The sequence below is a fragment of the Acidovorax sp. LjRoot38 genome (assembly GCF_964252975.1).
GTDB lineage: Bacteria > Pseudomonadota > Gammaproteobacteria > Burkholderiales > Burkholderiaceae_C > Acidovorax > Acidovorax facilis.
Window position 1 is genome coordinate 379,843 of sequence record NZ_CAXUPT020000005.1, and the last position, 22,124, is coordinate 401,966.

A 22,124-nucleotide genomic window follows, 5' to 3' on the forward strand; every position below is an offset into this window, starting at 1 on the left:
CACCATGGACCTCGAAGCCCGCCTGCACGGCGCCGCCCCCAGCGAACATCCCGAGGCCCTGCGCCTGTGGCTGCGCCTGCTCACCTGCACCCAGCTCATCGAAAAGCAGGTGCGCAGCCACCTGCGCGCGCAGTTCGACACCACGCTGCCACGCTTCGACCTGATGGCACAGCTGGAGCGCGCACCGGACGGCATGAAGATGAAAGAGCTCTCGCGCCGCATGATGGTGACCAGCGGCAACATCACCGGCATCACCGACCAGCTCGTGGCCGAGGGGCTGGTCGAGCGCATGGACGTGGAAGGCGACCGCCGCGCGTACCTCGTGCGCCTCACGCCGCAAGGCCGCGAGCAGTTCAACACCATGGCGCGCCAGCACGAGCAATGGATCGTCGAAGCCTTCGCCTCGTTGGGCGAGCGCGACATCAGCACCTTGTACCGCCTGCTGGGCAAGGTGAAAGAACACACACAAAACAATTCTTTGGAGACAGCCGAATGAAGCATTACATCGGGGCGAGCAACCCCATGCGCGAGCAGTTCAACCCAGAGGCCCGCTACGTGGCCGAGCATTTCGCGTGGAGCTTCGATGCTGGCGTGGGCACCGTCACGCTCAACCGGCCCGACCGCAAGAACCCGCTCACCTTCCAGAGCTATGCCGAGCTGCGCGACTTCTTCTACGCGCTGCGCTTTGCCACCGACGTGAAGGCCATCGTAGTCACGGGTGCGGGCGGCAACTTCTGCTCGGGCGGCGACGTGCACGAGATCATCGGCCCGCTGACCACCATGACCATGCCCGAGCTGCTCGAGTTCACGCGCATGACGGGTGACCTGGTGAAAGCCATGCGCGCCTGCCCGCAGCCCGTGCTGGGCGCCATCGACGGCATCTGTGCCGGTGCGGGCGCGATGATGGCGCTGGCCTGCGACATGCGCTACGGCACCGAGGCCACCAAGACCGCGTTCTTGTTCACCCGCGTGGGCCTGGCCGGCGCCGACATGGGCGCCTGCGCACTGCTGCCGCGCATGATCGGCCAGGGCCGCGCCAGCGAACTGCTGTTCACCGGCCGCGCGATGACAGCGCACGAAGGCTTGGCCTGGGGCTTCTTCAACGATTTGTATGAAAGCGCTGACCTGCTGGCCAACGTGCAGGCCACCGCGCGCGCGCTGGCCGATGGTCCCACCTTCGCCCACGGCATGACCAAGACCATGCTGAGCCAGGAGTGGAGCATGACCATCGAGCAGGCCATCGAAGCCGAAGCGCAGGCCCAGGCCATCTGCATGCAGACCGAAGACTTCCGCCGCGCCTACGAAGCGTTCGCCGCCAAGCAAAAGCCCGTGTTCCAGGGAGATTGAACCCATGCACGTTGCAACGCCCCCGGCCCCCCACCCGCCCTCGACGGCGCACCTGGCCCTGCCCTTCTTCGACGACGCCCACCGCGCGCTGGCCGAGGGCCTGGTGCCCTGGGCTGCCGCACAGCAGGTCGATGAAACCGACGACCGCGCCGCCTGCCGCGACTGGGTGCAGCGCCTGGGCGCGGGCGGCTGGCTGCGCTACTGCGTGCCCGCCGCGCACGGCGGCGCGCTGCCGGCGCTCGACTCGCGCGCGCTGGTGCTGCTGCGCGAGACGCTGGCCTACCACTCGCCGTTGGCGGACTTTGCGTTTGCCATGCAGGGGCTGGGCAGCGGCGCCATCACGCTGGCGGGCAGCCCCGCGCAGCAGGCGCACTACCTGCAAGGCGTGGCGCGTGGCGAACTGATTGCTGCGTTCGCGCTGAGCGAACCCGAGGCGGGGTCGGATGTGGGCGCTATGCAAACCATAGCTGCCAGCACAGATTCGACTGGCGCTACAGGCACTTTTTGCTTGAACGGCACCAAGACCTGGATCAGCAACGGCGGCATCGCCGACTTCTACTGCGTGTTCGCCAAGACCAACCCGAGCGGCGGCACGCGCGGCATCAGCGCCTTCATCGTCGATGCGAACACGCCGGGCCTGGACGCCTCGCGCCATATCCATGTGATGGCGCCCCACCCGCTGGCCACGCTGCAGTTCACCAACTGCAACGTGCCCGCCACCGCGCTGCTGGGCGACGAGAACGGCGGCTTCAAGCTGGCCATGCGCACGCTGGACATTTTTCGTGCGTCGGTGGCCGCCGCGGCCCTGGGCATGGCGCGCCGCGCACTGGCCGAGGCCGTGCACCACGCCCGCCAGCGCCGCATGTTCGGCCAGACGCTGGCGGACTTTCAGCTCACGCAGGCCAAGATCGGCGAGATGGCCGCGCTGGTGGACAGCGCCGCGCTGCTCACCTACCGCGCGGCCTGGCTGCGCGACACGGGCAAGGCGCGCGTGACTGCCGAAGCCGCGATGGCCAAGATGACCGCCACTGAAAACGCCCAGCGCGTGATCGACATGGCGCTGCAGCTGCACGGCGGGCGCGGTGTGGAGGTGGGCAGCAAGGTCGAGTCGCTGTACCGCGACATCCGCTCGCTGCGCATTTACGAAGGCGCGACCGAAGTGCAGCAGCTCATCATCGGCAAGGCCGTTCTGCAGGAGTAATCGCATGAAAGCCCCCTCCGCCCAGCCCGACCACTTCGTGCACGACCGCTTGCCGCCGCCCGAGGCCTGGCCCACACTGCGCTACGACCTGCCCGAGCTGCAGATCGCCAACCAGGCCAACCTGGTGCAGGCCCTGTTCGACCAGGCCGAACGTGCGGGCCACATCGACCGCCCCCTATTGCGCGGCCCGCACCGCACGTACACCTACCGCGACGCCCGCACCGAGGCCGCGCGCATTGCCGAGGTGCTGACGCAGGACCACGGCCTGGTGCCCGGCAACCGCGTGCTGCTGCGCGGTGGCAACACGGTGGAGATGGCGCTGGCCTGGCTGGGTACCGTCTGTGCGGGGCTGGTGGCGGTGGCCACCATGCCACTGCTGCGCGCGGGCGAGCTGGGCAGCATCATCGACCGCGCCCAGCCCACGCTGGCACTGTGCGACGGCCGCCTGTTGGCCGAGCTGCAGGCCGCGCAGACGCAGCACCCCGTGCTCGCCACCATCGTGCCCTTCCACACCGCGCCCGATGCGGCCGACCTGCTGCAGCGTGCCCAGGGCAAGCCCGGCACCACACCGCCGTGCCCCACGTCGGCGGACGACATCGCGCTGATGGCCTTCACCTCGGGCACCACAGGTTCCCCCAAGGCGGCCGTGCACACGCACCGCGATGTACTGGCAGGCTGCGAGGCCTGGCCGCGCCATGTACTCAAGGCCACGCCCGATGACATCGTGGCGGGCTCGCCGCCGCTGGCGTTCACGTTTGGCCTGGGCGGCTTGCTGGTGTTTCCGATGTGGGCCGGGGCCAGCGTGTACTTCCCCGACCAGCCCTATACACCCGAAACCATGGTGCGGCTGATGCGCGATGCGGGCGTGACCATCTGCTACACCGCGCCCACTTTCTACCGGCAGATGGCCCCCTTTGCCAAGCAGATCGGCCTGCCCCAGCTGCGCACCAGCGTGAGCGCGGGCGAAGGCCTGCCGGACGCGACGCGCCAGCTGTGGAAAGACGCGACCGGCCTCGACATGACGGACGGCATTGGCGCCACCGAGATGTTCCACATCTTCATTTCCTCGCCCGGCGGTGAGAGCCGGCGCGGCGCCATCGGCAAGGTGGTGCCCGGCTATACCGCCAAGGTGGTGGACGACGATGGCAACGAACTGCCGCGCGGCACCGTGGGCAAGCTCGCGGTGATCGGCCCCACGGGCTGCAAGTACCTCGACGACCCGCGCCAGGCCAAGTACGTGAAGGATGGCTGGAACTACCCGGGCGACGCGTTCACGCAAGACGCTGACGGTTATTTTTTCTACCAGGCGCGCGACGACGACATGATCATCACCGCCGGCTACAACGTGGGCGGCCCCGAGGTGGAAGACGCCCTGCTGCGCCACCCGGCCGTGGCCGAGTGCGGCGTGATCGGCGTGCCCGACGAGGAGCGCGGCATGGTGGTGAAGGCCATCTGCGTATTGAAGCCCGGCCACACGGGCGATGCCGCCATGGTCAAGACGCTGCAGGACCATGTGAAAGCCACCATCGCCCCGTTCAAATACCCGCGCGTGGTGGAGTTCGTCACGTCCCTGCCCCGCACCGAAACCGGCAAGCTGCAGCGTTTCAAGCTGCGCCAGGGTGCGGCCGCATCACCCTCCGCCGCGTCGCCCACTTCCACAAAAACAACATGACGATGAAAAACACCCTTTTGCAGCCCGAAGGCTGGGTCACCCCCAAGGGCTACGCCAACGGCGTGGCCGCGCGCGGCACCATGGTCTTCACCGGCGGCCAGATCGGCTGGAACGCGCAGCAGCAGTTCGAGAGCGACGACTTCATCGCCCAGACGAGGCAAACGCTGCTGAATGTGCGAGCGGTGCTGGAGGCTGGTGGCGCGGGCCCCGAGCACCTGGTGCGGCTGACCTGGTACGTGACCGACCGCAACGAATACAACAGCCGCCTGAAGGAGCTGGGCGCGGTCTACCGCGAGGTGCTGGGCAAGAACTTTCCGGCCATGGCCTGCGTGCAGGTGGCTGGGCTTATGGAAGAGCGCGCGAAGATCGAGATTGAAGCAACCGCTGTAGTCCCGGACTGAGCTTTTCCAGCCACCGCTGCAGCGCTTGCCCGTACAGAATGAACGCCAGCGCCGCCCCAATCAACGGCAGCGCGGCAAACACCCAGCCCGTGAGCAGCTCGCCCCCCAGCGCCACGCCCACCAGCAAAGCCACCGCAGGGTTAACGAACGAATAGCTGCCCGCCAGCGCGGCCGACGTGTTCTGCAGCAGCCACAGGTACGCATTGAGCGCCACCAAGGTGCCAAACACCAGCAGGTAGACCCACGCCGCCCACGACTTGGCGGTGACCTGACCCAGGGCGCTCAAAGGCTCAAACCACAACGCCACCACCAGCCCCATGGCGCCCCCCGCAAACCACTGCGCGGCCGATGCCATGGCGGGCGCGGGTAGCGACAGCTTGCGCGATGCATACGAGCCCACGCTCCAGCACAGCGGAGCACCAAAGGCCAGCAGCGCCCCGAGCCAGGTGGCCGAGAAATCGCCCTCCAGCGCCAGCAGCAGCGCGCCTACCACGCCCAGCGCCAGGCCAATCCAGCTGGTGAAGGGCACGCGCTCGCCGCCCCAGCGCGACCACAGCGCCAGCCACATCGGCATGGTGGTGACCACCGTGGCCATCAGGCCCGAGCCAATGCCCAGCTTTTGCGCAAAACCCATCAGGTTCATGGCCAGAAACACCATGCAGCCGCCCACCACCGCCGAGTTGCGCCATTGCACCCACGTGGGCAATGCATGGCCTTGCCACAGCGCAATCAGCAGCATCACCCCCCCTGCACACAGAAAGCGGATCGCATTCATCAGCAGCGGCGGCATGCTCTGCAGCGCAATACCAATGGCGAAATAGGTAGTGCCCCAGACGATGTAGACCAACAGCAGTGCCATGGCCACCGCCCCTTTGCGCTGTGTGCGGGCTTGCGCATTGAAAATTGCCGGCATATTCTTCACCTGACCGAATAATTTATGGAAACCGCAAGGTTTTCGGAATTTTTACCAAAATCGAGCGGCTATGCAAGCAAATATTCAGACAGATGACATGGACGCCAGAATTATTTCGGCGCTAGGCGCCGATGGCCGACGTTCCTATGCCGATGTGGGGGCCGAAGTGGGACTGTCCACCGCCGCCGTGCACGAGCGGGTGAAGAAGCTGCTGGACAAGGGCGTGATTCGCCGGTTTTCGATCAGCGTGGACCCGGAACGCGTGGGGCTGAACTTCACCGCCTTCGTGGCCATCCGCAACGATGGCGGCATCCACTGCCGCGACGTGGCACCCCGCCTGCGCGCCATGCCCCAGGTCGAAGAGCTGCACAGCGTGGCGGGTGAATACGATTTTCTGGCCAAGGTCCGCACCACACATGCCCGCGCGCTGGAGGACGTGATCTACGAGATCAAGGCCATCGCGGGCGTGGCCCGCACCACCAGCACGGTGGTCCTGAATACCGAGTTCGAGGACCGCCCGCTGGACCTGGGCTGGGTGAATGGCGACAAGGGAGGTTGACGCGCAGGGGCGGCCTCGGCTTGGCCGCGCGGCTTTTTACGCTGCCACCGGGGCGAGTTCAGCCGCAGCGGCAACAGCTGCCGGAACTGGCACCAGACGCTGCACCAGCGCCATGTAGTAGCCCAGCGGGGGCGTGACCAACCCCGGCACCTTGGCATGGTCGTCATAGCGGCGCAGGCGGATGGCCTCCTGCGCAAAGGGCTGGGCCGCAAACTGCATCGCCTCTTTGGGCGTGAAGGGACCGCCCTGCAGCACCAGGCTGTGCTGCGATGCGGGCGACAGCGTCTCCCAGTACCCCGGCTCCATGGTGCACAGGTAGCGCTTGGCATCCACATGCAGGCGGATGGGCTCCAGCACCGCGTCGGGCATCAGGCCCCGCAAGAACGGGATGGCCATGTACTGGTGCAGGTCGTCTTGCTCGGCCGTGTCGCCCCCGGGCGCCAGCAGGTGGCCCAGGTCGTGCAGCAGGGCCGCGACGACAGTGGCCGGGGTTTCACCTGATTTTTCGGCCAACTGCGCGCACTGCAGTGCGTGCTCCAGCTGGCTGACCGCCTCGCGGCCGTACTGGTTCACGCCCCGTGTGGCAAGCAGGTGGGCAATGTCTTCAAGGCTCAATGCCATGGTGTGCTCCTTGTCAGACCAGTGCCTTGCGGATGCGGGCCGACACCAGGTCGATCACACTCACCGTGACCACGATGATGAGCATGACCGCGCAGGTCTCGGCGTACTGGAAGCCCCGGATGATTTCCCACAGCACCACCCCAATGCCCCCGGCGCCCACCATGCCCACCACCGAAGCCGAACGCACGTTGGCCTCGAAGCGGTACAGCGTGTACGAGATCCACAGCGGCATGACCTGCGGAATCACGCCGTAGATGATTTCGTGCAGTGCGCTCGCACCGGTGGAACGGATGCCTTCCACCGGCTGTGGGTCAATCGCCTCCACGGCTTCGGAGAACAGCTTGGCCAAGGTGCCCGAGGTGTGGATCCACAGCGCCAGCACCCCGGCAAACGGCCCCAGCCCGACAGCCACCACAAACAGCATGGCAAACACCATTTCGTTGATGGCGCGGCACGCATCCAGCACACGGCGCACTGGCTGGTAGACCCACCAGGGCACGATGTTGGACGAGGCCAGCAGTGCCAGCGGCACGGCGGTGACCACCGCCAGCGCCGTGCCCCACAGCGCGATCTGCAGCGTGACCAGCATCTCCTGCACATAGATCTGCCACTGCGCAAAATTGGGCGGAAAGAACTCCGCCGCATAGCTGACCATGTTGCCCGAGTCGTTCCACAGATCGAACGGGCGCATGTCGGCGCCCTTCCAGGACGCCGCCAGCAACACCAGCAGGATGCCCCACGACAGGTACCAGGCCAGGCTGCGCTTGGGCGACGAGGTGCCGGCCAGGGTGGCCAGCGAGGGATTCAAAGCAGAGGACATGGAGACACCCGGGTCGCAACAAGAAACCTACGGATTACTTCAACGACGCCAGCTGCTGGTCGATCTCGGCCAGGCGGGTCTTCTTGTCAGAATCAGCCAGCGTCGCGTCGGCCTCGATCTTGTTGCGCTTGCCGAACAGGTCCAGCTGGCGGATGGGGGTGAGCTGTGCGTTCGTCGATGGCTTGAAGCCCGAGAGCTTGGAGATCTTCATCACGATCTCCTTCTCGCGCGCGTCGGTCTTGGCGTAGTTGTAGAAGAAGTCGCGGATCTTGGTCTTGGTGGCCTCGGGCAAGTCCTTGCGCATCACCAGCGGGTCCAGCGGAATCAGGGGCGAGGTCCAGACGATCTTGATGTCCTTGAACTTCTCGGGCTGGCGCTCCTTGATCTTCTCCAGGTTCTCGCTGTTGTTGGTGGCCACATCCACCTGCTTGTTGGCCACGGCCAGCGCGTTGGTCTCGTGGTTGGCACTGCGCGTGATCTTGAAGTGCGTCTTCGCGTCGATCTTGTTCTGTGCAAAGGCGTAGTAGCCGGGCACCAGGAAACCCGAGGTGGAGTTGGGGTCGCCGTTGCCAAAGCTCAGCGACTTGCCGTTCTTGAGCACGTCATCCAGGGTGGCCAGGGGGCTGTCCTTGTGCACGATGAGGTGCGAGTAGTAGCCCTGCGTGCCGTCGGCGTTCACCATCTGCGCAAAGACTTCGCCGTTGGCGCGGTCCACGGCTTCCATGGCCGACTTGTTGCCCAGCCAGGCCACCTGCATCTTGTTGAAGCGCATGGCTTCGATGAGGCCCGCGTAGTCGGATGCAAAGAAGGCATTGATCTTCAGACCGGTCTGCTTGGCCATGTCGTCCAGCAGCGGCTGCCAGTCGGCCTTGAGGTTTTGCGAGGCCTCGGTCGAGATCATGCCGAAGTTGATGTCCTGGGCCAACGCGCCCGTGGTCAAGCCCAGCCCGATCGTCAGGGCGGCACACAGTTTCTTGAACATGTTGAAAACTCCAGAGAAAGGAATTGAAAAGAAACAAAAGACCGTTCAGGCGGCCTGGACCATGGCGGGCGCCCACTGCGGGACGGGTGTTGGGGCATGCACGGGTGCTGTGGGGGCACCCGCTGCATCCGACAGAATTTCGTCGGCGTGCACGCCATACAGGCTGCGCAGCAGTGCGGGCGTGAGGGCCGCCGAAGGGCCGTCGTACACCACCTGGCCGTGGTGCAAGGCCACCACGCGGGGGCAGTATTTGATGGCCACATCCACCTGGTGCAGCGACACGATGACAGTGCAGCGGTCCTCGCGGTTGATGCGCGCCAGGATGTCCATGACCTTGCGCGAGGACTCCGGGTCGAGCGACGCGATGGGTTCGTCGGCCAGCACCACCTTGGCGCCCTGCACCAGCGTGCGGGCAATGGCCGCGCGCTGCTGCTGCCCGCCGGACAGGGTGGAAGCACGTTGTGCATGGCATTCGGCAATGCCCACGCGGTGGAGCGCTTCCAGCGCCAGTGCGCGCTCCTGCGGCTTGAACATGCGCAGCCAGCCGCGCCACCAGGGCGTGCGGTGCAGCAGGCCCACCAGCACGTTCATCAACACCGGCAAGCGGTCCACCAGGTTGAACTGTTGGAATACAAAACCCACCTGCGAACGCACCTTGCGGATGTCGCTGTGGATGCGCCCGCCCTGCTGCACGCAGCGGCCGTCCACCTCGATCAGCGAATCGCTGGACGCATCGGCCACCACCAGACCCGCCACGTGGCGCAGCAGGGTGGACTTGCCCGAGCCCGATGCACCAATCAACGCCACCATCTCGCCGCGCTGCACGGTGAGGTTGATGTCGCGCAGGGCGTGTTTGCCGTTGGCGAAATGCTTGTTCAGTTGGTGGATGTGCAGTGCGGCGGTCATGGCAGCCTCCTTGGGGGGGTTAATTCCGTTTTCAAATCATTCGTGTCTAGGCGCGAAGCCGCAGACAGTGCTGTAGCACGGCAAGGCGAAGCAACAACGACACGGATGATTTGGAAACGGAATAAGTCGTCTAGACAACCGGAGTGTGGTGGTCGGGCGTGACAGTGCTTTGACAGTTGGGAGAAGTTTGGATGTCAGGAAACGACCTGCACGCGCTCTACAGGACGCGCTGCCCTTCGCGCCACACCCCACGCACCACGGCCTGGCGACCGCCATCAGGCAGCTCAGCCATGTGCACCTGCACCAGGTCGGCGCGCAGGCCGGGCGCCAGCGCGCCCCGGTCCAGCATGCCCGCCGCCTTGGCCGGGTTGTGGGTGACGGTGGCCACGGCCTGTGGCAGGGGCAGGATGTCGTCCTGCACCAGCCGCATCACCGCGCTCAGCAGGCTGCCGGGCACATAGTCGGACGAGAGGATGTCCAGCAGCCCCCTGCGCGCCAGGTCGGCCGCCGCCACGTTGCCCGAATGCGAACCACCGCGCACCACGTTGGGCCCGCCCATCACGGTGAGCAAGCCACGTTCGTGCGCAGCCTGGGCTGCGGCCAGTGTGGTCGGAAACTCCGACATCGCGGCCCCTTCGGCATGGGCCTGCTCCACATGGGCCACCGTGGTGTCGTCGTGGCTGGCCAGCGAGATGCCGTGCGTGCGGCTGTAATCCACAAAGTACGCACGGTGTGGCTCGGCGTACTGCGCCTGCAGCGTGGCAGCGTGCGCCACCTGGCGCTCGAATTTCTCGGCGCTCCAGCCCTTCTTGCCGGTGTAGTAGGTGCGCGCCTGCTCGATGTTCTCCCACTGGCGCTGGCCCGGGGTGTGGTCCATCAGCGAGATCAGTGACAGGCGCGGGTGCCCGTGGAAGGGCTCGAACAGGTCGATGGTGTTGGGCGCAGGCAGCTCGCAGCGCACATGCAGGTGGTGGTCGGCCCGCAGCAGGTTGCGCTCGGTGCAGGTGTCGATGGTGTCGAGCACACGGTTCCAGGCGCTGCCGCGCAGGCTGTCCACATCGGCCTCGCCCACGCCCAGCGCGTCCAGCACCGTGGTGATGCCTGCGGCCGCAATCTCGGCGTCGTGCGCCAGCAGTGCGGGCATCTCGGCCCATTGCACCTTGGGTCGCGGCATCAGGTGGCGCTCGAAGTTGTCGGTGTGGATTTCGACCAAGCCCGGCAGCAGGTAGTCGCCCCCCAGGTCGATGCCTTGCAGGGCCGCAGTGCCCCCACTATCCAGCGACGCAATGCGCCCGCCATCCACCTGCAGGCTGCCCAACAACACTTCGCCCGGCAGCACCATGCGGGCGTTCTTGAACACGGTCGCGGTCATGACGATGCTCCCCGAAAGTCGCCCACATTCACGCGGCGCGTGGCCACGGCGGCGCCCACCTGCGCGTCGTGAAAAATGCCCACCAGGGCCGCCCCGCGCGCCACCGCCTCGTGGATCATGGCGATCACGGTCTCGGTGTTGGCTGCATCGAGCGATGCGGTGGGCTCGTCCAGCAACAGCAACGGCTTGGGCTTGATCATGTTGCGGGCAATGTTGATGCGCTGCTGCTCCCCGCCCGAGAAGGTGGCGGGCGGCAGGTGCCACAGCCGCTCGGGAATGCGCAGGCGGGTCAGCCACTGGCGGGCGGCCTCGCGCGCGGCCTCGATGCCCGCAGGGTCGTCTCCGGCGTCTTCCGCCAGTGGTTCGGCCACCACGTCCAGCGCCGACACGCGCGGAATGACCCGCAGGAACTGGCTCACATAGCCCACGGTGTCGCGCCGCAGCTGCACCAGCGCACGCGGCGTGGCCTGTGTCACATCCACCACGGCGCCATCGGCCGAGCGCACGGTGATGCTCCCTGCATTGACCCGGTAATTGGCGTAGATCATCTTGAGCAGCGTGCTCTTGCCCATGCCCGAGGGTCCGTCCAGCACCACACATTCACCGGGCTGCACGGCCAGGTCCAGGTGGGCGAGCACGGGCAGTTCGATGCCGTTCTGGTGGTGCAGGGTGAAGCGCTTGGCCACCCCTTGCATCTGGAGAATGGGCGCAATGGAAGGGGGCTGGTTCATGGCTGCAGTACCGAAGAAACGAGGAGCTGGGTGTAGGGGTGTTGCGGGTCGTCGAGCACCTGGTCGGTCAGGCCCGCCTCCACCACGCGGCCGCGTTGCATGACCACCATGCGGTGGGCCAGCAGGCGTGCCACGGCCAGGTCGTGCGTGACCACAATGGCCGCCAACTGCATCTGCCGCGTGAGCTGGCGCAGCAGGTCCAGCAGGCGCGCCTGCACCGACACATCCAGGCCCGAGGTGGGTTCGTCCATGAACACCAGGCGGGGCTGCGTGACCAGGTTGCGGGCAATCTGCAGGCGCTGGCGCATGCCGCCCGAAAACGTGCGTGGTGCGTCGTCGATGCGCGCCGCATCGATCTCCACGCGCTGCAGCCATTCCGTGGCCGTGGCGCGCAGGCGGCCGTAATGACGCTCGCCCAGACCCATGAGGCGCTCGCCCACGTTGGCGCCGGCAGATACATCCATGCGCAGGCCGTCCGCCGCGTTCTGGTGCACAAAGCCCCAGTCGGTGCGCGCCAGCAGGCGCTGCTGCGCTTCTGTCATGGCGTAGATGTCCTGCAGCTCGCCGCTGCGCTGGCGGAACTGCACCGTGCCTTCGTCCGGGGCGCTGCGTGCTGCAATGGCGTTGAGCAGCGTGGACTTGCCGGAGCCTGACTCACCCACCACGGCCAGCACCTCGCCGGGCCACAGGTCAAAGGACGCGCCTTGCAGCGCCACGCGGTCGCCATAGCGCTTGCTGACGTTGCGCACGCTCAGCAGCGGCGCAGAAGGTTCGGGGTGGTTCATGTGAGGGTCTCGACAACAAAGCTCAGGCCATGCTGCGCAAAGCCCAGGGATTCATAAAAGGCATGTGCGCCCGCACGGCGGGCGTTGGACGAGAGCGCGAGCTTGTAGCAGCCCGCCTCGCGGGCCTGCTGCATCGCATGGGCCATCATCTGGCGGCCCACGCCGCGCCCTTGCTGGTCTGGCGCCACCACCACGTCTTCGACAATGGCCGAGGGCGCGCCCCGGTGCGCCAGGTTGTGCATGACGAGCAGCGCATAGGTGCCCACCACGGCACCGTGCTGCGCGGGGTCGCAAGCGACCCACAGGCGGTAGCTGGGGTAGCGCGCAAACTGGGCCCACACGGCCTGGGCGTCTTCCAGCGACAGCACATCGGTCGGGCTGTCTTCAATGGCGGCGTACAGGGCCAGCACGCTCTCCAGGTCGGCCGGCGTAGCCTCGCGGATGTGCACGGTGCTCATGCGGTTCCCTGTGCTTCCGCCGCATCGGCCTGCTGCGCCTGGCGCTCGTGGCAGTAGTCCGAATCGGAACAGACATGCATGCGCCCGCCCTGGTCGTCGGTGATGACCTCGTCGAGAAAGCTGTCGGTGGCGCCGCACAGCGCGCAGGCAGCATCCCAGCGCTGCACCTCGAACGGGTGGTCCTCAAAACCCAGGCTCTCCACCGGTGTATAGGGCGGCACGGCGTAGATGCGCTTTTCGCGGCCCGCGCCAAACAGCTGCAGCGCGGGGTTCATGTGCATCTTGGGGTTGTCGAACTTGGGGATGGGCGACGGCGCCATCACATAGCGGCCGTTGACCAGCACGGGGTAGTCGTAGGTGGTGGCAATGTGGCCGTAGCGCGCGATGTCTTCGTAGAGCTTGACGTGCATGAGCCCGTACTCGGCCAGGCCATGCAGAGTGCGCGTTTCGGTCTCCCGCGGCTCCAGGCGCTGCATGGGCTCGGGCACTGGCACCTGGTAGACGATGACCTGGCCTTCGGCCAGCGGTGTCTCGGGGATGCGGTGGCGCGTCTGGATCAGCGTGGCCTCGCGCGTGCGGGTGGTGGTCGCCACGGCCGTGGTGCGCTCGAAGAAGCGGCGGATGTTGACCGCGTTGACCGTGTCGTCCGATCCCTGGTCGATGACCTTGAGGCAGTCCTGCGGGCCGATGATGGACGCGGTGACCTGGATGCCGCCCGTGCCCCAGCCATAGGGCAGCGGCATTTCGCGGGAGCCAAACGGCACCTGGTAGCCGGGGATGGCCACGGCCTTGAGGATGGCGCGGCGGATCATGCGCTTGGTGCGCTCGTCCAGGTAGGCAAAGTTGAAGTGGCCGTCCACCGGTGCGGCGTCGGCGGGCAAGCCCATCACGGCGGGTTCCATGGGCGCGTTCATGCGGCATCCTCCTCAGCGGGGGTGGTGGGGTGGGCGGCAGCGGCGCGCATCTTGCGCACCAGCTCCAGTTCGGACTGAAAGTCCACGTAGTGCGGCAGCTTCAGGTGCTGCACAAAGCCCGAGGCTTCGAGGCTGTCGCTGTGGCCCAGCACAAACTCCTGCATCTGCGCGGGCGACTCCACCGGTTCACCCAGCTCATCGGCACGCAGGGCTCGGTCCACCAGGCTCATCGCCATGGCCTTGCGCTCGCTGTGGCCAAACGCCAGGCCGTAGCCGCGCGTGAACTGCGGGGGCTGGCTCTTGCTGCCCGCAAACTGGTTCACCATTTCGCATTCGGTGATCTCGATATCACCGATGTCGATGGCAAAGCCCAGCTCTTCGGGTTCGATCTCCACTGCCACCGTGCCCAGGCGCACCTCACCCACAAACGGGTGCGAGTGCGAGTAACCGCGCTGCGTGGAATACGCCATGGCAAGCAGGAAGCCCTCATCACCGCGCGCCAGGTTCTGTAAGCGGGTGGCGCGGTTGGCAGGGAAGCGCAGTGGCTCACGGGTCAGGTCTGTGGGCGCGGGGTCGCCCGGGGGCACGGGGCGGGTTTCGATCAAGCCTTCCTGGTTGAGCAGGTCCACTACGCGCGGCGTGGGGCCGGGTGGCACCGCAGCTGCCGCAGCGGCAGGCGGCGCCACCGGGCCCTCGGCCAGCAGTTTGAAGTCCAGCAGGCGCTGTGTGTAGTCGTACGTGGGGCCCAGCACCTGGCCACCCGGCAGGTCCTTGAACGTGGCGGAAATGCGCCGGTCCAGCGCCATGCGGCTGGTGTCCAGCGGGCAGGTGGTGCCCAGGCGTGGCAGCGTGGCGCGGTAGGCGCGCAGCAAAAAGATGGCTTCCACCAGGTCGCCCGCCGCCTGCTTGATGGCCAGGGCTGCGAGTTCGGGGTCGTACACCGAACCCTCGGTCATGACGCGGTCCACCGCCAGCTTGAGCTGCTGGCGGATCTGCGCCACCGACAGTTCAGGCTGTGCGGTATCGCCCCGGCGCTGGCGGGCCAGCAACTGGTAACTGTTGAGAATGGCGGCTTCTCCGCCCTTGACGGCAACGTACATGCTCAGACCTCCTGAAGGGCGGCGGCACCGCGCGTCGCCCGCGTTGTGCGCGGCAATCCCACGATGTGGCCCGCCGTGCCCAACAACACATCCACACCGCACGGAAACACTGCGTGGTTGGCCGCCCACTGGGTCTCGAAGTCGTCGGGCAAGTCGTCCACCTGCAAAGCGGCCACGCCCTGAATGCCTGGTCCGCGCAACTGCCATGCCCCAGGGGCGTCTACCGTGGTTGCAGCGGTACGTGCCACGTCCACCACGCAGGTCGCCGACTGGTCGGGGTAGATGTCACTGCCCTGGGCCAGGCAGTGCAGCGCAGGCAGGGCGTCGCCCTGCGCCACCCACACAAATCGGGCCAGCGCAGCGTCGGCCACCAAGGTGCAGCCCGTGTGAAAGCGCAGCCACGCCCCCGCATCGCTGGCCGCCAGGCGGGGCGAGAGCCACAAGGTGCAGTCGCTGTCGAGCAGCGCCAGCAGCACGGCAGCCGATGCGGCATGCCCCACAGCCGGGGTCTGCGCGTCGTGCTCTACCGCCACAGTGCGGCCTGGGAGCGACAGCGCCTGCAGCACGGCGCGGAACACGGCCTGGCTGCCAAAGGCTTCATTCGAAAATCCGGCACCCAGTGATGCCAAAGGGGTCGTGCTCATTCGGTGTCCTCGTCGTTGTCGGCACCGCTCTCGCGCGCCACGGTAAAGAAGTCCACCTTGGTGCTGGCAGCCCGCGCCTGGCGCTCGGCCTGCGTATTGCGCAGGTGGTTGCGGATGGGTTCGAGCAGTTGTGCGTCCAGCACCGGTTGCTGAACAGGGTCTTGCAGCAGCGCATCGGCCAAGGCCGCCAGCTGCACCTGGCGGTGCGACCGGCCCAGCACGTAGGCCACGCCCACAGTGGCCTCGGCGGCGTCCGATGCGTCGGCGACGCGCAGCGCGCAGCGGGTGACGGTGACCTCGCCCAGGTTGAAGCGCTCGCCCGTGCCACCGGCGCGGCCCTGCACCATCATCAGGCCGGTCTCTGGTGCACGCAGCCAGCGCGCGGGGCGCGTGGCGTGCTCGTGCAACGCAGATTCGAGCAGCCCCAGCGGCGCCCGGGCCAGCAGCGCCATCCACTGCGCGCGGCCCAGGGGGCGGCCCGGCCCCGGGTTGTCAAAGGCTTGAAACATGGAAGTGGTACCCTGAAAGTTGTATAGACAAATTGAACAACTGGCGCCAGCTTAAAGAGCGCGCATGTAGGTTTCATGACAGCCAGCACCACCTCTCTCACGACCCCGTTGCAGGTCCCGCAAGCACCACCATTGCGCCCTGCGCGCGACAGCTTCTGGACGCGCATTGCCGCCGAGTTGGCCGAGGCCATCGGCAGCGGCGTCTATCCGCCCGGCCAGCGACTGCCCTCGGAACACGCGCTGGCCGAGCAGTTCGGCGTGAACCGCCACACCATCCGCCGTTCGCTCGCCAGCCTGTGCAGCCAGGGGCTGGTGCGCATCACGCAGGGCAGCGGCACCTATGTGGAAGACTTTGCGGTGGACCTGGTGCTAGGGAAGCGCACGCGCCACCAGCAGGGCCTGGCACAGGCCGGTCTGCGCGGCAGCCTGGTGGTGCTGCAGGCCCAGACCACGCGCGCCACGGCGGCGCTGGCCAAGGCGCTGCAGGTGCCAGCGCGCAGCCCGCTGCTGGCGCTGCGCGTGCGGGGCGACGCCGAAGGCCAGCCCCTGCACATCAGCGAGCGCTACTTTCCCCTGCCCCGATTTGAAAACCTGGCGGCCGTGGTGCGCGAAACGGGCTCCATCACCGCCGGCTTCACCGCCCACGGCGTGGCCGACTACACGCGCCGCGAAAGCCGCATCACCGCCGAGCTGCCCAGCGCCGAAGTAGCCGCCCAGTTGCGCCAGCCCACCTCACGCCCCGTGCTGCAGGTAGAGAGCCTGAACGTGGACCTGGCGGGCACGCCCATCGAATGGGCCCGCGCCTGGTTTGCGGGCGACCGCGTGAAACTGACCATTGACCACGATGAACACGCCTGACATGCCACCCACCCACCACCGCTATGCGGTCTATTTCGCACCCAACCCGGGCAGCCTGGGCTGGCTGGCCGGCAGCCACTGGCTGGGGCGCTGCGCTGCGCTGCTGCAGCCGCTGCAGCAGCTCGCCATCGACGGCGTGGCGGCGGACGACCTGCACCGCCTGACCGCAGCGCCCCGCCGCTACGGCTGGCACGCCACGCTCAAGGCGCCGTTTGCAATGGCGCCCGGCACCGACTGGATCACGCTGCACCAGGCCGTGCAGTCCGTGGCGCGCGGGCTGCAACCCTTTGTGCTGCCGCCCCTGCAGGTGCAACGCATCGACGACTTTCTGGCGCTGGTGCCCCCGGCGTTGCACCCCGCCAATGCGCAGATCCAGGAGACCGCCGCCACCTGCGTGACGGCGCTGCAGCCCCTGGCCGCACCCTTGTCCGACGCCGACCTCGCCCGGCGCCGCTCGGCGGGGCTCACTGCCCGGCAGGACGCGCTGCTGCAGCAATGGGGCTACCCCTTTGTGCTGGACGAGTTCCGCTTTCACATGTCGCTCACCGGCAGCCTGGCGCAGGTGGACGCACAGACACAAGCCCTGGTGCTGGATGCCGCGCAAGAGTTCTTCTCGGACCTGCCAACCCTCAAATTCAACAGCCTGGCCCTGTTCGCAGAGCCCACGCCCGGCGCCGACTTTGTGCTGCTGGACCACCTGGAGATGGGCGCATGACACCAGGCCGCCTGATCTACTGCATGGGCCCCTCGGGTGCGGGCAAGGACAGCTTGCTGGACTGGTTGCGGGCACACCTGCCCACCCCGTGCCCCGTGCACTGGGCGCAGCGCACCATCAGCCGCTCCGCCATGCCGGGCGGCGAAGCCCATGAAAGTGTGTCGCCCGAAATGTTTGTTGCTTTGCGCCACGAACTGGCCTTAGCTCTGCACTGGGAAGCCAACGGCCTCGGCTACGGCGTGCGGCATGCGCAACTGGCGCCGCTGGCGCAGGGCCACTGGGTGCTGCTCAATGGCTCGCGCGCCTACTTGCCCGAGGCCCTGGCGCGGTTCCCGGACCTGGTGGCTGTGCACATCACTGCCAGCCCGCAGGTGCTGCGCGAACGTCTGCTGGCGCGGGGCCGCGAGACGCGCGAAGAGGTGGAGGCCCGGGTCCAGCGTGCGCTGGCCTACAGCCCGCCGCCGGGCGCGGCCAGCCTGGAGGTGCACAACGACGGAGCGCTGGGCGATGCGGGCCAGCGGCTGCTGAACGCGTTGGAAAATTTACCGGGCTGGCCCCAGCGCAGTGGCAAACTTTCGCCCATTGTTTCCATACCTTCCAGCACGCCATGACCACCATCACGATCTATCACAACCCCAAGTGCGGCACGTCCCGCAACACCCTCGCCATGATCCGCAACAGCGGCGTGGAGCCCGAGGTCATCGAATACCTCAAGACCCCGCCCGACCGTGCCACGCTGGTGGCGCTGATTGCTGCCACGGGCGAGCCGGTGATCAACGCCGTGCGCACCAAGGAAGCGATCTTCACCGAGCTGCAACTGGACGCACCGAGCGTGACCGACGCACAGCTCATCGACGCGATGCTGCAGCACCCCATCCTCATCAACCGCCCCATCGTGGTCACGCCCCTGGGCACGCGGTTGTGCCGCCCGTCCGAGAAGGTGCTGGACATCCTGCCCGCGCCGCAGCAAGGTGCCTTCACCAAGGAGGATGGCGAAGTCGTCATCAATGCGCAGGGCCAGCGTGTCTGAGGCAACCTCGCGCGCCCCCGCCATGGCCCACCGCGCGGCATGAGCGCCGCGTCACACCGCTGGACCGTGGCGCGCCTGGGCACGGCCCAGACGCTGGCCTGGGCCTCGTCCTACTACCTGCCTGCCATGCTGGCCGCGCCCATGGCGCGCGACCTGGGCGTGGCCACTCCCACGGTGTTCGCCGCGTTTTCCGTGGCGCTCATCGTGTCGGCGCTGCTCGGGCCTTTCGCGGGCCGAACCATCGACCGCCATGGCGGCCGCCCGGTGCTGGTGGGCACCAACCTGTTGTTTGCAGCTGCGCTGGCGGGCATGGCCCTGGCGCAAGGCCCCGTGGGCCTGTTTGCCGCCTGGGTGCTGATGGGCGTGGCGATGGGGTCGGGCCTGTACGAGGCGGCGTTTGCCACGCTGGTGCGGCTGTACGGCCAAGGCGCGCGCAGCGCCATCACCGGCATCACGCTGATCGCGGGGTTTGCCAGCACCGTGGGCTGGCCGCTGTCGGCCTGGATGGAGACGCAGTGGGGTTGGCGCGGAGCGTGCGCGAGCTGGGCCGCATTGCACTTGCTGGTGGGCGTGCCGCTCAATGGCTGGCTGCCGCGCGCCGACGCCGTCGAAAAGGCCACCGAACCATCCACGGACGCCATCGCAGCGCCCACCACGGAACCGGCCGTATCCGCACCGCCCACCCCAGCACACCCGCTGCGCACCACCGTGCTGCTGTCCTTTGTGTTTGCGGTCACCTGGTTCACCAGCACCGCCATGGCGGCCCACCTGCCGCGCCTGCTGCAGGCCAGCGGTACGTCGCTGCAGGCGGCAGTGGCCCTGGCGGCGCTGGTGGGCCCTGCACAGGTGGCGGCACGCCTGCTGGAGTTTGGTTTTCTGCGCCGCCTGCACCCGCTTCTGTCGGCCCAGCTGGCTGCCGCCGCACACCCCGTGGGCGCGGGCCTGCTGATGGTGCTGGGCGGGCCTGCGGCAGCGGTGTTCACCGTGCTGCACGGGGCAGGCAACGGGATACTGACCATTGCCAAGGGCACGCTGCCACTGGTGCTGTTTGGGCCAGCAGGCTACGGCGCCCGCCAGGGCCTGATGATGGTGCCCGCCCGGGTGGCGCAGGCATTTGCGCCGGTGCTGTTTGGCATGCTGCTGGACCGCGCCGGGGCAGCGGCCCTGTGGCTCACCACACTGCTGGGCCTGGCCGCGTTAGGAGCGCTGTGGCTGCTGCGGCCCGTGGCGCGGGCCTGAACGAGCTATCAATCCATCGGTCAGCCGCGCGGCACCTCAAACGCCTTCCGCGCCGCGAGCGCTGCGGGGCGCGAGTGGCAGCCTTCCAAGTGGTCGTTGACCAGACCCATCGCCTGCATGAAGGCGTACACCGTGGTGGGTCCCACAAAGCTCCAGCCGCGCTTTTTCAGGTCCTTGGACATGGCAATGGATGCGGGCGAAGTGGACAGGGTGCGCGCCACTTCGCGCGTGAGCCGCTCGGGCCGGTCGGCAGCGGCAGGCTCGTAGCGCCAGGCGTAGTGCGCCAGCGAGCCGAACTCGCGCTTGAGCTCCAGCGCGCGGCGCGCGTTGTTGATGGTGGACTCGATCTTGCCCCGGTGGCGCACGATGGCCGCGTCCTGCACCAGGCGCTCGATCTCGGCGGGGCCGAAGGCCGCAACCTGCTCGGCATCGAAGTTCGCGAACGCGGCGCGAAAACCCTCGCGCTTGTTCAGGATGGTGAGCCAGCTCAGGCCTGACTGAAAACCCTCCAGGCAGATCTTCTCGAACAGCCGCCGGTCGTCCGCCACAGGGAAACCCCACTCGTGGTCGTGGTAATCGCGATAGAAAGGCGTGGCCTGGCACCAGATGCAGCGTGGGCAATCGGCCTCGTCGGCAAACAGGCCGGCAGGCAGGTCAGGGGCGGATTCAGCGGTCATGCGCTGCATTCTAGAAACTGCACCGGCCACACTGCTGACACCCCTTCAAACGCCCCGCGCGATCTGGCCATAAACTGCCCGCATGCGCCAGCTTCTCCCCCATCTGCGAGCCGTATCTCCCCTCATGATCAGCCTTGCCTTGGCGGGCTGCGCCAGCACCACCGGCCCCACCAGCATGCTGGGCTACTACTGGCAGTCGGTGCAGGGGCACATGCAGATCATGCAGGCGGCCGAACCCATCGACCGCTGGATCGCCCGCACCGACATCCCCCCCGCCCTGCGCGAGCGGCTGCAACTGGCGCAGCGCGCCCGCGCCTTTGCCGTGGCCGAGCTGGGCCTGCCTGACAACGCCAGCTACCGCCGCTATGCGGACCTCAAACGCCCCGCCGCAGTCTGGAACGTGGTGGCCGCGCCGCCGTACTCCCTTACGCTGCACACCTGGTGCTTCCCTGTGACGGGTTGCATTGGCTACCGGGGCTACTTCACCGAGGCTGCCGCGCAAGCCGAGGCAGCGGAGCTGGCCGCCCAGGGGCTGGAAGTGGAGGTGTATGGCGTGCCCGCGTATTCCACGTTGGGCTATATGAACTGGGCGGGCGGCGACCCGTTGCTCTCCACCTTTGTCGCCTGGCCCGAGGCCGACTTTGTGCGCCTGCTGTTCCACGAGCTGGCGCACCAGGTGGTCTATGCCAAGAACGACACCTTGTTCAACGAGTCCTTTGCCACGGCGGTGGAGCGCATCGGCGTTGCACAGTGGCTGGCAACCCAGTCCACCCCGGAAGCCCGCAAGGCCTTTGCCACCAGCGAGGCACGGCGCAGCGCCTTCCGCGCGCTGACCCGTGCCACGCGCGCTCGGCTGGCAGCCATTTATGAACAAAAAGAGGCTCTAGCGCTGGATGATAAAGCGCTAGCAGCTATGAAAAATGAAGCAATGGAGGCTTTTCGCACCGGTTATGCAGCCCTGCGCACGCAATGGCTGGACACATCCAGCGGGGGGGCACCCCAAGCCACCACCGCCCAGGTGGCGGGCTACGACCGCTGGGTGGCCAAGGCCAACAACGCCAGCTTTGCCGCCCAGGCTGCCTACGATGAACTGGTGCCCGCGTTCGAAGCCCTGTTCGAACGCGAGGGCCGCGACTGGCCCCGGTTTTATGATGCCGTACGGCAACTGACGCAACAGCCCCAGCCACAACGGCACGAGGCACTGCGCGCCCTTCTATCTGATACCCAACACCTCAAGGAGACACCCGGTGCCTGACATCCATATCCACCGCGACCACCACCTGGGCTTCAAGGAGGCCCGCAAGGTCGCCTTCTCCTGGGCCGAAAAGGCAGAAGAAAAATTCGACATGGAGTGCACCTACGAAGAGGGCGAGACGGAAGACCTGCTGACATTCACCCGCTCGGGCGTCAAGGGCACGCTGCTGGTGGATGCGCACCAGTTCGAGATGAAGGCGCAGCTGGGCTTTTTGTTCGGCGCGTTCAAGGACCGCATCGAGGCCGAAATTGGCGAACAACTGGATGCCCTGCTCAATGCGCCCCACCCCGGCGCCAAGAAGCCCGCTGTCGACAAGAAGAAGCACGCAGCCGAGGCAGGGGCAGACAAGCAGGGTACCAAGGCAGCGGCCAAACCTGCCGCCAAAGCCAAGAAGGCATAGCTACCGATGCCATCA

General features: G+C 67.2%; 27 protein-coding genes. 13 read left to right on the plus strand and 14 right to left on the minus strand.

Translation table 11 applies throughout. The features are described from left to right. The first annotated feature begins 4 nt into the window (after positions 1 to 4). Genes ACSQ22_RS11800 through ACSQ22_RS11820 form a run of 5 tightly spaced genes read left to right on the plus strand, consistent with a single transcriptional unit; the run spans position 5 to position 4,621 of the window. The gene (locus ACSQ22_RS11800) at positions 5 to 496 is read left to right on the plus strand and encodes a MarR family winged helix-turn-helix transcriptional regulator (RefSeq protein ID WP_121507724.1); all 492 of its coding nucleotides are present in this window, start codon (positions 5 to 7) and stop codon (positions 494 to 496) included. Then, entirely contained in the window at positions 493 to 1,347 is an 855-nt protein-coding gene (locus ACSQ22_RS11805) for an enoyl-CoA hydratase family protein (RefSeq protein ID WP_431151696.1), read from the plus strand. The genes ACSQ22_RS11800 and ACSQ22_RS11805 overlap by 4 nt, the downstream gene beginning before the upstream one ends. A gap of 4 nt (positions 1,348 to 1,351) precedes the next feature. Next, positions 1,352 to 2,548, plus strand: a complete 1,197-nt coding sequence (locus ACSQ22_RS11810; protein ID WP_436130387.1) for an acyl-CoA dehydrogenase family protein — start codon at positions 1,352 to 1,354, stop codon at positions 2,546 to 2,548. Between the two features lie 4 nt (positions 2,549 to 2,552). Continuing rightward, on the plus strand, positions 2,553 to 4,220 hold the full coding sequence (locus ACSQ22_RS11815) for an AMP-binding protein (protein ID WP_436130388.1): 1,668 nt from the start codon (positions 2,553 to 2,555) through the stop codon (positions 4,218 to 4,220). Between the two features lie 2 nt (positions 4,221 to 4,222). After that, positions 4,223 to 4,621, plus strand: a complete 399-nt coding sequence (locus ACSQ22_RS11820) for a RidA family protein (RefSeq protein ID WP_436130480.1) — start codon at positions 4,223 to 4,225, stop codon at positions 4,619 to 4,621. On the opposite strand, the gene ACSQ22_RS11825 is transcribed toward ACSQ22_RS11820, so the two are convergent. Beyond that, positions 4,566 to 5,534, minus strand: a complete 969-nt coding sequence (locus ACSQ22_RS11825; RefSeq protein ID WP_436130389.1) for an EamA family transporter — start codon at positions 5,532 to 5,534, stop codon at positions 4,566 to 4,568. The two genes, ACSQ22_RS11820 and ACSQ22_RS11825, sit on opposite strands and share 56 nt — an antisense overlap. Positions 5,535 to 5,631: 97 nt before the next feature. Here ACSQ22_RS11825 and ACSQ22_RS11830 point away from each other — a divergent pair, with 97 nt between their 5' ends. Further along, complete coding sequence (locus ACSQ22_RS11830) at positions 5,632 to 6,093, plus strand: Lrp/AsnC family transcriptional regulator (RefSeq protein ID WP_055399988.1); 462 nt, start codon at positions 5,632 to 5,634, stop codon at positions 6,091 to 6,093. A 36-nt stretch (positions 6,094 to 6,129) separates the two neighbouring features. Here the strand turns inward: ACSQ22_RS11830 and ACSQ22_RS11835 are convergent, their stop codons facing one another. The 12 genes from ACSQ22_RS11835 to phnG all read right to left on the minus strand — a co-directional run bounded on the left by ACSQ22_RS11835 (position 6,130) and on the right by phnG (position 15,935). Continuing rightward, positions 6,130 to 6,714, minus strand: a complete 585-nt coding sequence (locus tag ACSQ22_RS11835) for a phosphonate degradation HD-domain oxygenase (RefSeq protein ID WP_436130390.1) — start codon at positions 6,712 to 6,714, stop codon at positions 6,130 to 6,132. Positions 6,715 to 6,727: 13 nt separating this feature from the next. Next, the gene (phnE, locus tag ACSQ22_RS11840; protein ID WP_056059739.1) at positions 6,728 to 7,534 is read right to left on the minus strand and encodes a phosphonate ABC transporter, permease protein PhnE; all 807 of its coding nucleotides are present in this window, start codon (positions 7,532 to 7,534) and stop codon (positions 6,728 to 6,730) included. 34 nt (positions 7,535 to 7,568) lie between these two features. Beyond that, on the minus strand, positions 7,569 to 8,516 hold the full coding sequence (gene phnD / locus ACSQ22_RS11845; RefSeq protein ID WP_056059741.1) for a phosphonate ABC transporter substrate-binding protein: 948 nt from the start codon (positions 8,514 to 8,516) through the stop codon (positions 7,569 to 7,571). 45 nt (positions 8,517 to 8,561) lie between these two features. Further along, the gene (phnC, locus tag ACSQ22_RS11850; protein WP_436130391.1) at positions 8,562 to 9,422 is read right to left on the minus strand and encodes a phosphonate ABC transporter ATP-binding protein; all 861 of its coding nucleotides are present in this window, start codon (positions 9,420 to 9,422) and stop codon (positions 8,562 to 8,564) included. Between the two features lie 217 nt (positions 9,423 to 9,639). Beyond that, on the minus strand, positions 9,640 to 10,794 hold the full coding sequence (locus ACSQ22_RS11855) for an alpha-D-ribose 1-methylphosphonate 5-triphosphate diphosphatase (RefSeq protein WP_436130392.1): 1,155 nt from the start codon (positions 10,792 to 10,794) through the stop codon (positions 9,640 to 9,642). After that, positions 10,791 to 11,525, minus strand: a complete 735-nt coding sequence (gene phnL / locus ACSQ22_RS11860; RefSeq protein ID WP_436130393.1) for a phosphonate C-P lyase system protein PhnL — start codon at positions 11,523 to 11,525, stop codon at positions 10,791 to 10,793. The genes ACSQ22_RS11855 and phnL overlap by 4 nt, the downstream gene beginning before the upstream one ends. After that, positions 11,522 to 12,310, minus strand: a complete 789-nt coding sequence (gene phnK / locus ACSQ22_RS11865; protein WP_055399975.1) for a phosphonate C-P lyase system protein PhnK — start codon at positions 12,308 to 12,310, stop codon at positions 11,522 to 11,524. Before phnK ends, phnL begins: the two co-directional genes overlap by 4 nt. Next, positions 12,307 to 12,768: an N-acetyltransferase family protein gene (locus ACSQ22_RS11870; RefSeq protein ID WP_436130394.1), complete on the minus strand. Its 462-nt coding sequence runs from the start codon at positions 12,766 to 12,768 to the stop codon at positions 12,307 to 12,309. The genes phnK and ACSQ22_RS11870 overlap by 4 nt, the downstream gene beginning before the upstream one ends. After that, entirely contained in the window at positions 12,765 to 13,682 is a 918-nt protein-coding gene (locus tag ACSQ22_RS11875) for an alpha-D-ribose 1-methylphosphonate 5-phosphate C-P-lyase PhnJ (protein WP_436130395.1), read from the minus strand. Before ACSQ22_RS11875 ends, ACSQ22_RS11870 begins: the two co-directional genes overlap by 4 nt. Continuing rightward, positions 13,679 to 14,782, minus strand: coding sequence for a carbon-phosphorus lyase complex subunit PhnI (locus ACSQ22_RS11880; RefSeq protein ID WP_436130396.1), 1,104 nt, complete (start codon positions 14,780 to 14,782; stop codon positions 13,679 to 13,681). Before ACSQ22_RS11880 ends, ACSQ22_RS11875 begins: the two co-directional genes overlap by 4 nt. A 2-nt stretch (positions 14,783 to 14,784) precedes the next feature. Beyond that, positions 14,785 to 15,426, minus strand: a complete 642-nt coding sequence (gene phnH / locus ACSQ22_RS11885) for a phosphonate C-P lyase system protein PhnH (RefSeq protein WP_436130397.1) — start codon at positions 15,424 to 15,426, stop codon at positions 14,785 to 14,787. Further along, positions 15,423 to 15,935, minus strand: coding sequence for a phosphonate C-P lyase system protein PhnG (gene phnG / locus ACSQ22_RS11890; RefSeq protein ID WP_121422099.1), 513 nt, complete (start codon positions 15,933 to 15,935; stop codon positions 15,423 to 15,425). The genes phnH and phnG overlap by 4 nt, the downstream gene beginning before the upstream one ends. 75 nt (positions 15,936 to 16,010) lie before the next feature. Between phnG and phnF the strand changes: the two genes are divergently transcribed. Genes phnF through ACSQ22_RS11915 form a run of 5 tightly spaced genes read left to right on the plus strand, consistent with a single transcriptional unit; the run spans position 16,011 to position 19,777 of the window. After that, positions 16,011 to 16,793, plus strand: coding sequence for a phosphonate metabolism transcriptional regulator PhnF (gene phnF / locus ACSQ22_RS11895; RefSeq protein ID WP_008903098.1), 783 nt, complete (start codon positions 16,011 to 16,013; stop codon positions 16,791 to 16,793). After that, on the plus strand, positions 16,780 to 17,508 hold the full coding sequence (locus tag ACSQ22_RS11900; protein ID WP_436130398.1) for a DUF1045 domain-containing protein: 729 nt from the start codon (positions 16,780 to 16,782) through the stop codon (positions 17,506 to 17,508). Before phnF ends, ACSQ22_RS11900 begins: the two co-directional genes overlap by 14 nt. Then, a complete protein-coding gene (gene phnN, locus ACSQ22_RS11905; protein WP_436130399.1) occupies positions 17,505 to 18,119 on the plus strand; it encodes a phosphonate metabolism protein/1,5-bisphosphokinase (PRPP-forming) PhnN in 615 nt (204 codons plus the stop codon). The genes ACSQ22_RS11900 and phnN overlap by 4 nt, the downstream gene beginning before the upstream one ends. Further along, complete coding sequence (arsC, locus tag ACSQ22_RS11910; RefSeq protein WP_056745693.1) at positions 18,116 to 18,538, plus strand: arsenate reductase (glutaredoxin); 423 nt, start codon at positions 18,116 to 18,118, stop codon at positions 18,536 to 18,538. The genes phnN and arsC overlap by 4 nt, the downstream gene beginning before the upstream one ends. 39 nt (positions 18,539 to 18,577) lie before the next feature. Next, the gene (locus ACSQ22_RS11915; RefSeq protein ID WP_436130400.1) at positions 18,578 to 19,777 is read left to right on the plus strand and encodes an MFS transporter; all 1,200 of its coding nucleotides are present in this window, start codon (positions 18,578 to 18,580) and stop codon (positions 19,775 to 19,777) included. Between the two features lie 20 nt (positions 19,778 to 19,797). Here ACSQ22_RS11915 and ACSQ22_RS11920 read toward each other — a convergent pair whose 3' ends face one another. Continuing rightward, positions 19,798 to 20,463: a DNA-3-methyladenine glycosylase I gene (locus tag ACSQ22_RS11920; RefSeq protein ID WP_436130401.1), complete on the minus strand. Its 666-nt coding sequence runs from the start codon at positions 20,461 to 20,463 to the stop codon at positions 19,798 to 19,800. 73 nt (positions 20,464 to 20,536) lie between these two features. Here ACSQ22_RS11920 and ACSQ22_RS11925 point away from each other — a divergent pair, with 73 nt between their 5' ends. Both ACSQ22_RS11925 and ACSQ22_RS11930 read left to right on the plus strand, forming a co-directional pair. Next, entirely contained in the window at positions 20,537 to 21,709 is a 1,173-nt protein-coding gene (locus ACSQ22_RS11925) for an aminopeptidase (RefSeq protein WP_436130402.1), read from the plus strand. Next, on the plus strand, positions 21,702 to 22,109 hold the full coding sequence (locus tag ACSQ22_RS11930) for a polyhydroxyalkanoic acid system family protein (RefSeq protein ID WP_431151679.1): 408 nt from the start codon (positions 21,702 to 21,704) through the stop codon (positions 22,107 to 22,109). The genes ACSQ22_RS11925 and ACSQ22_RS11930 overlap by 8 nt, the downstream gene beginning before the upstream one ends. The last annotated feature ends 15 nt before the right edge of the window (positions 22,110 to 22,124 follow it).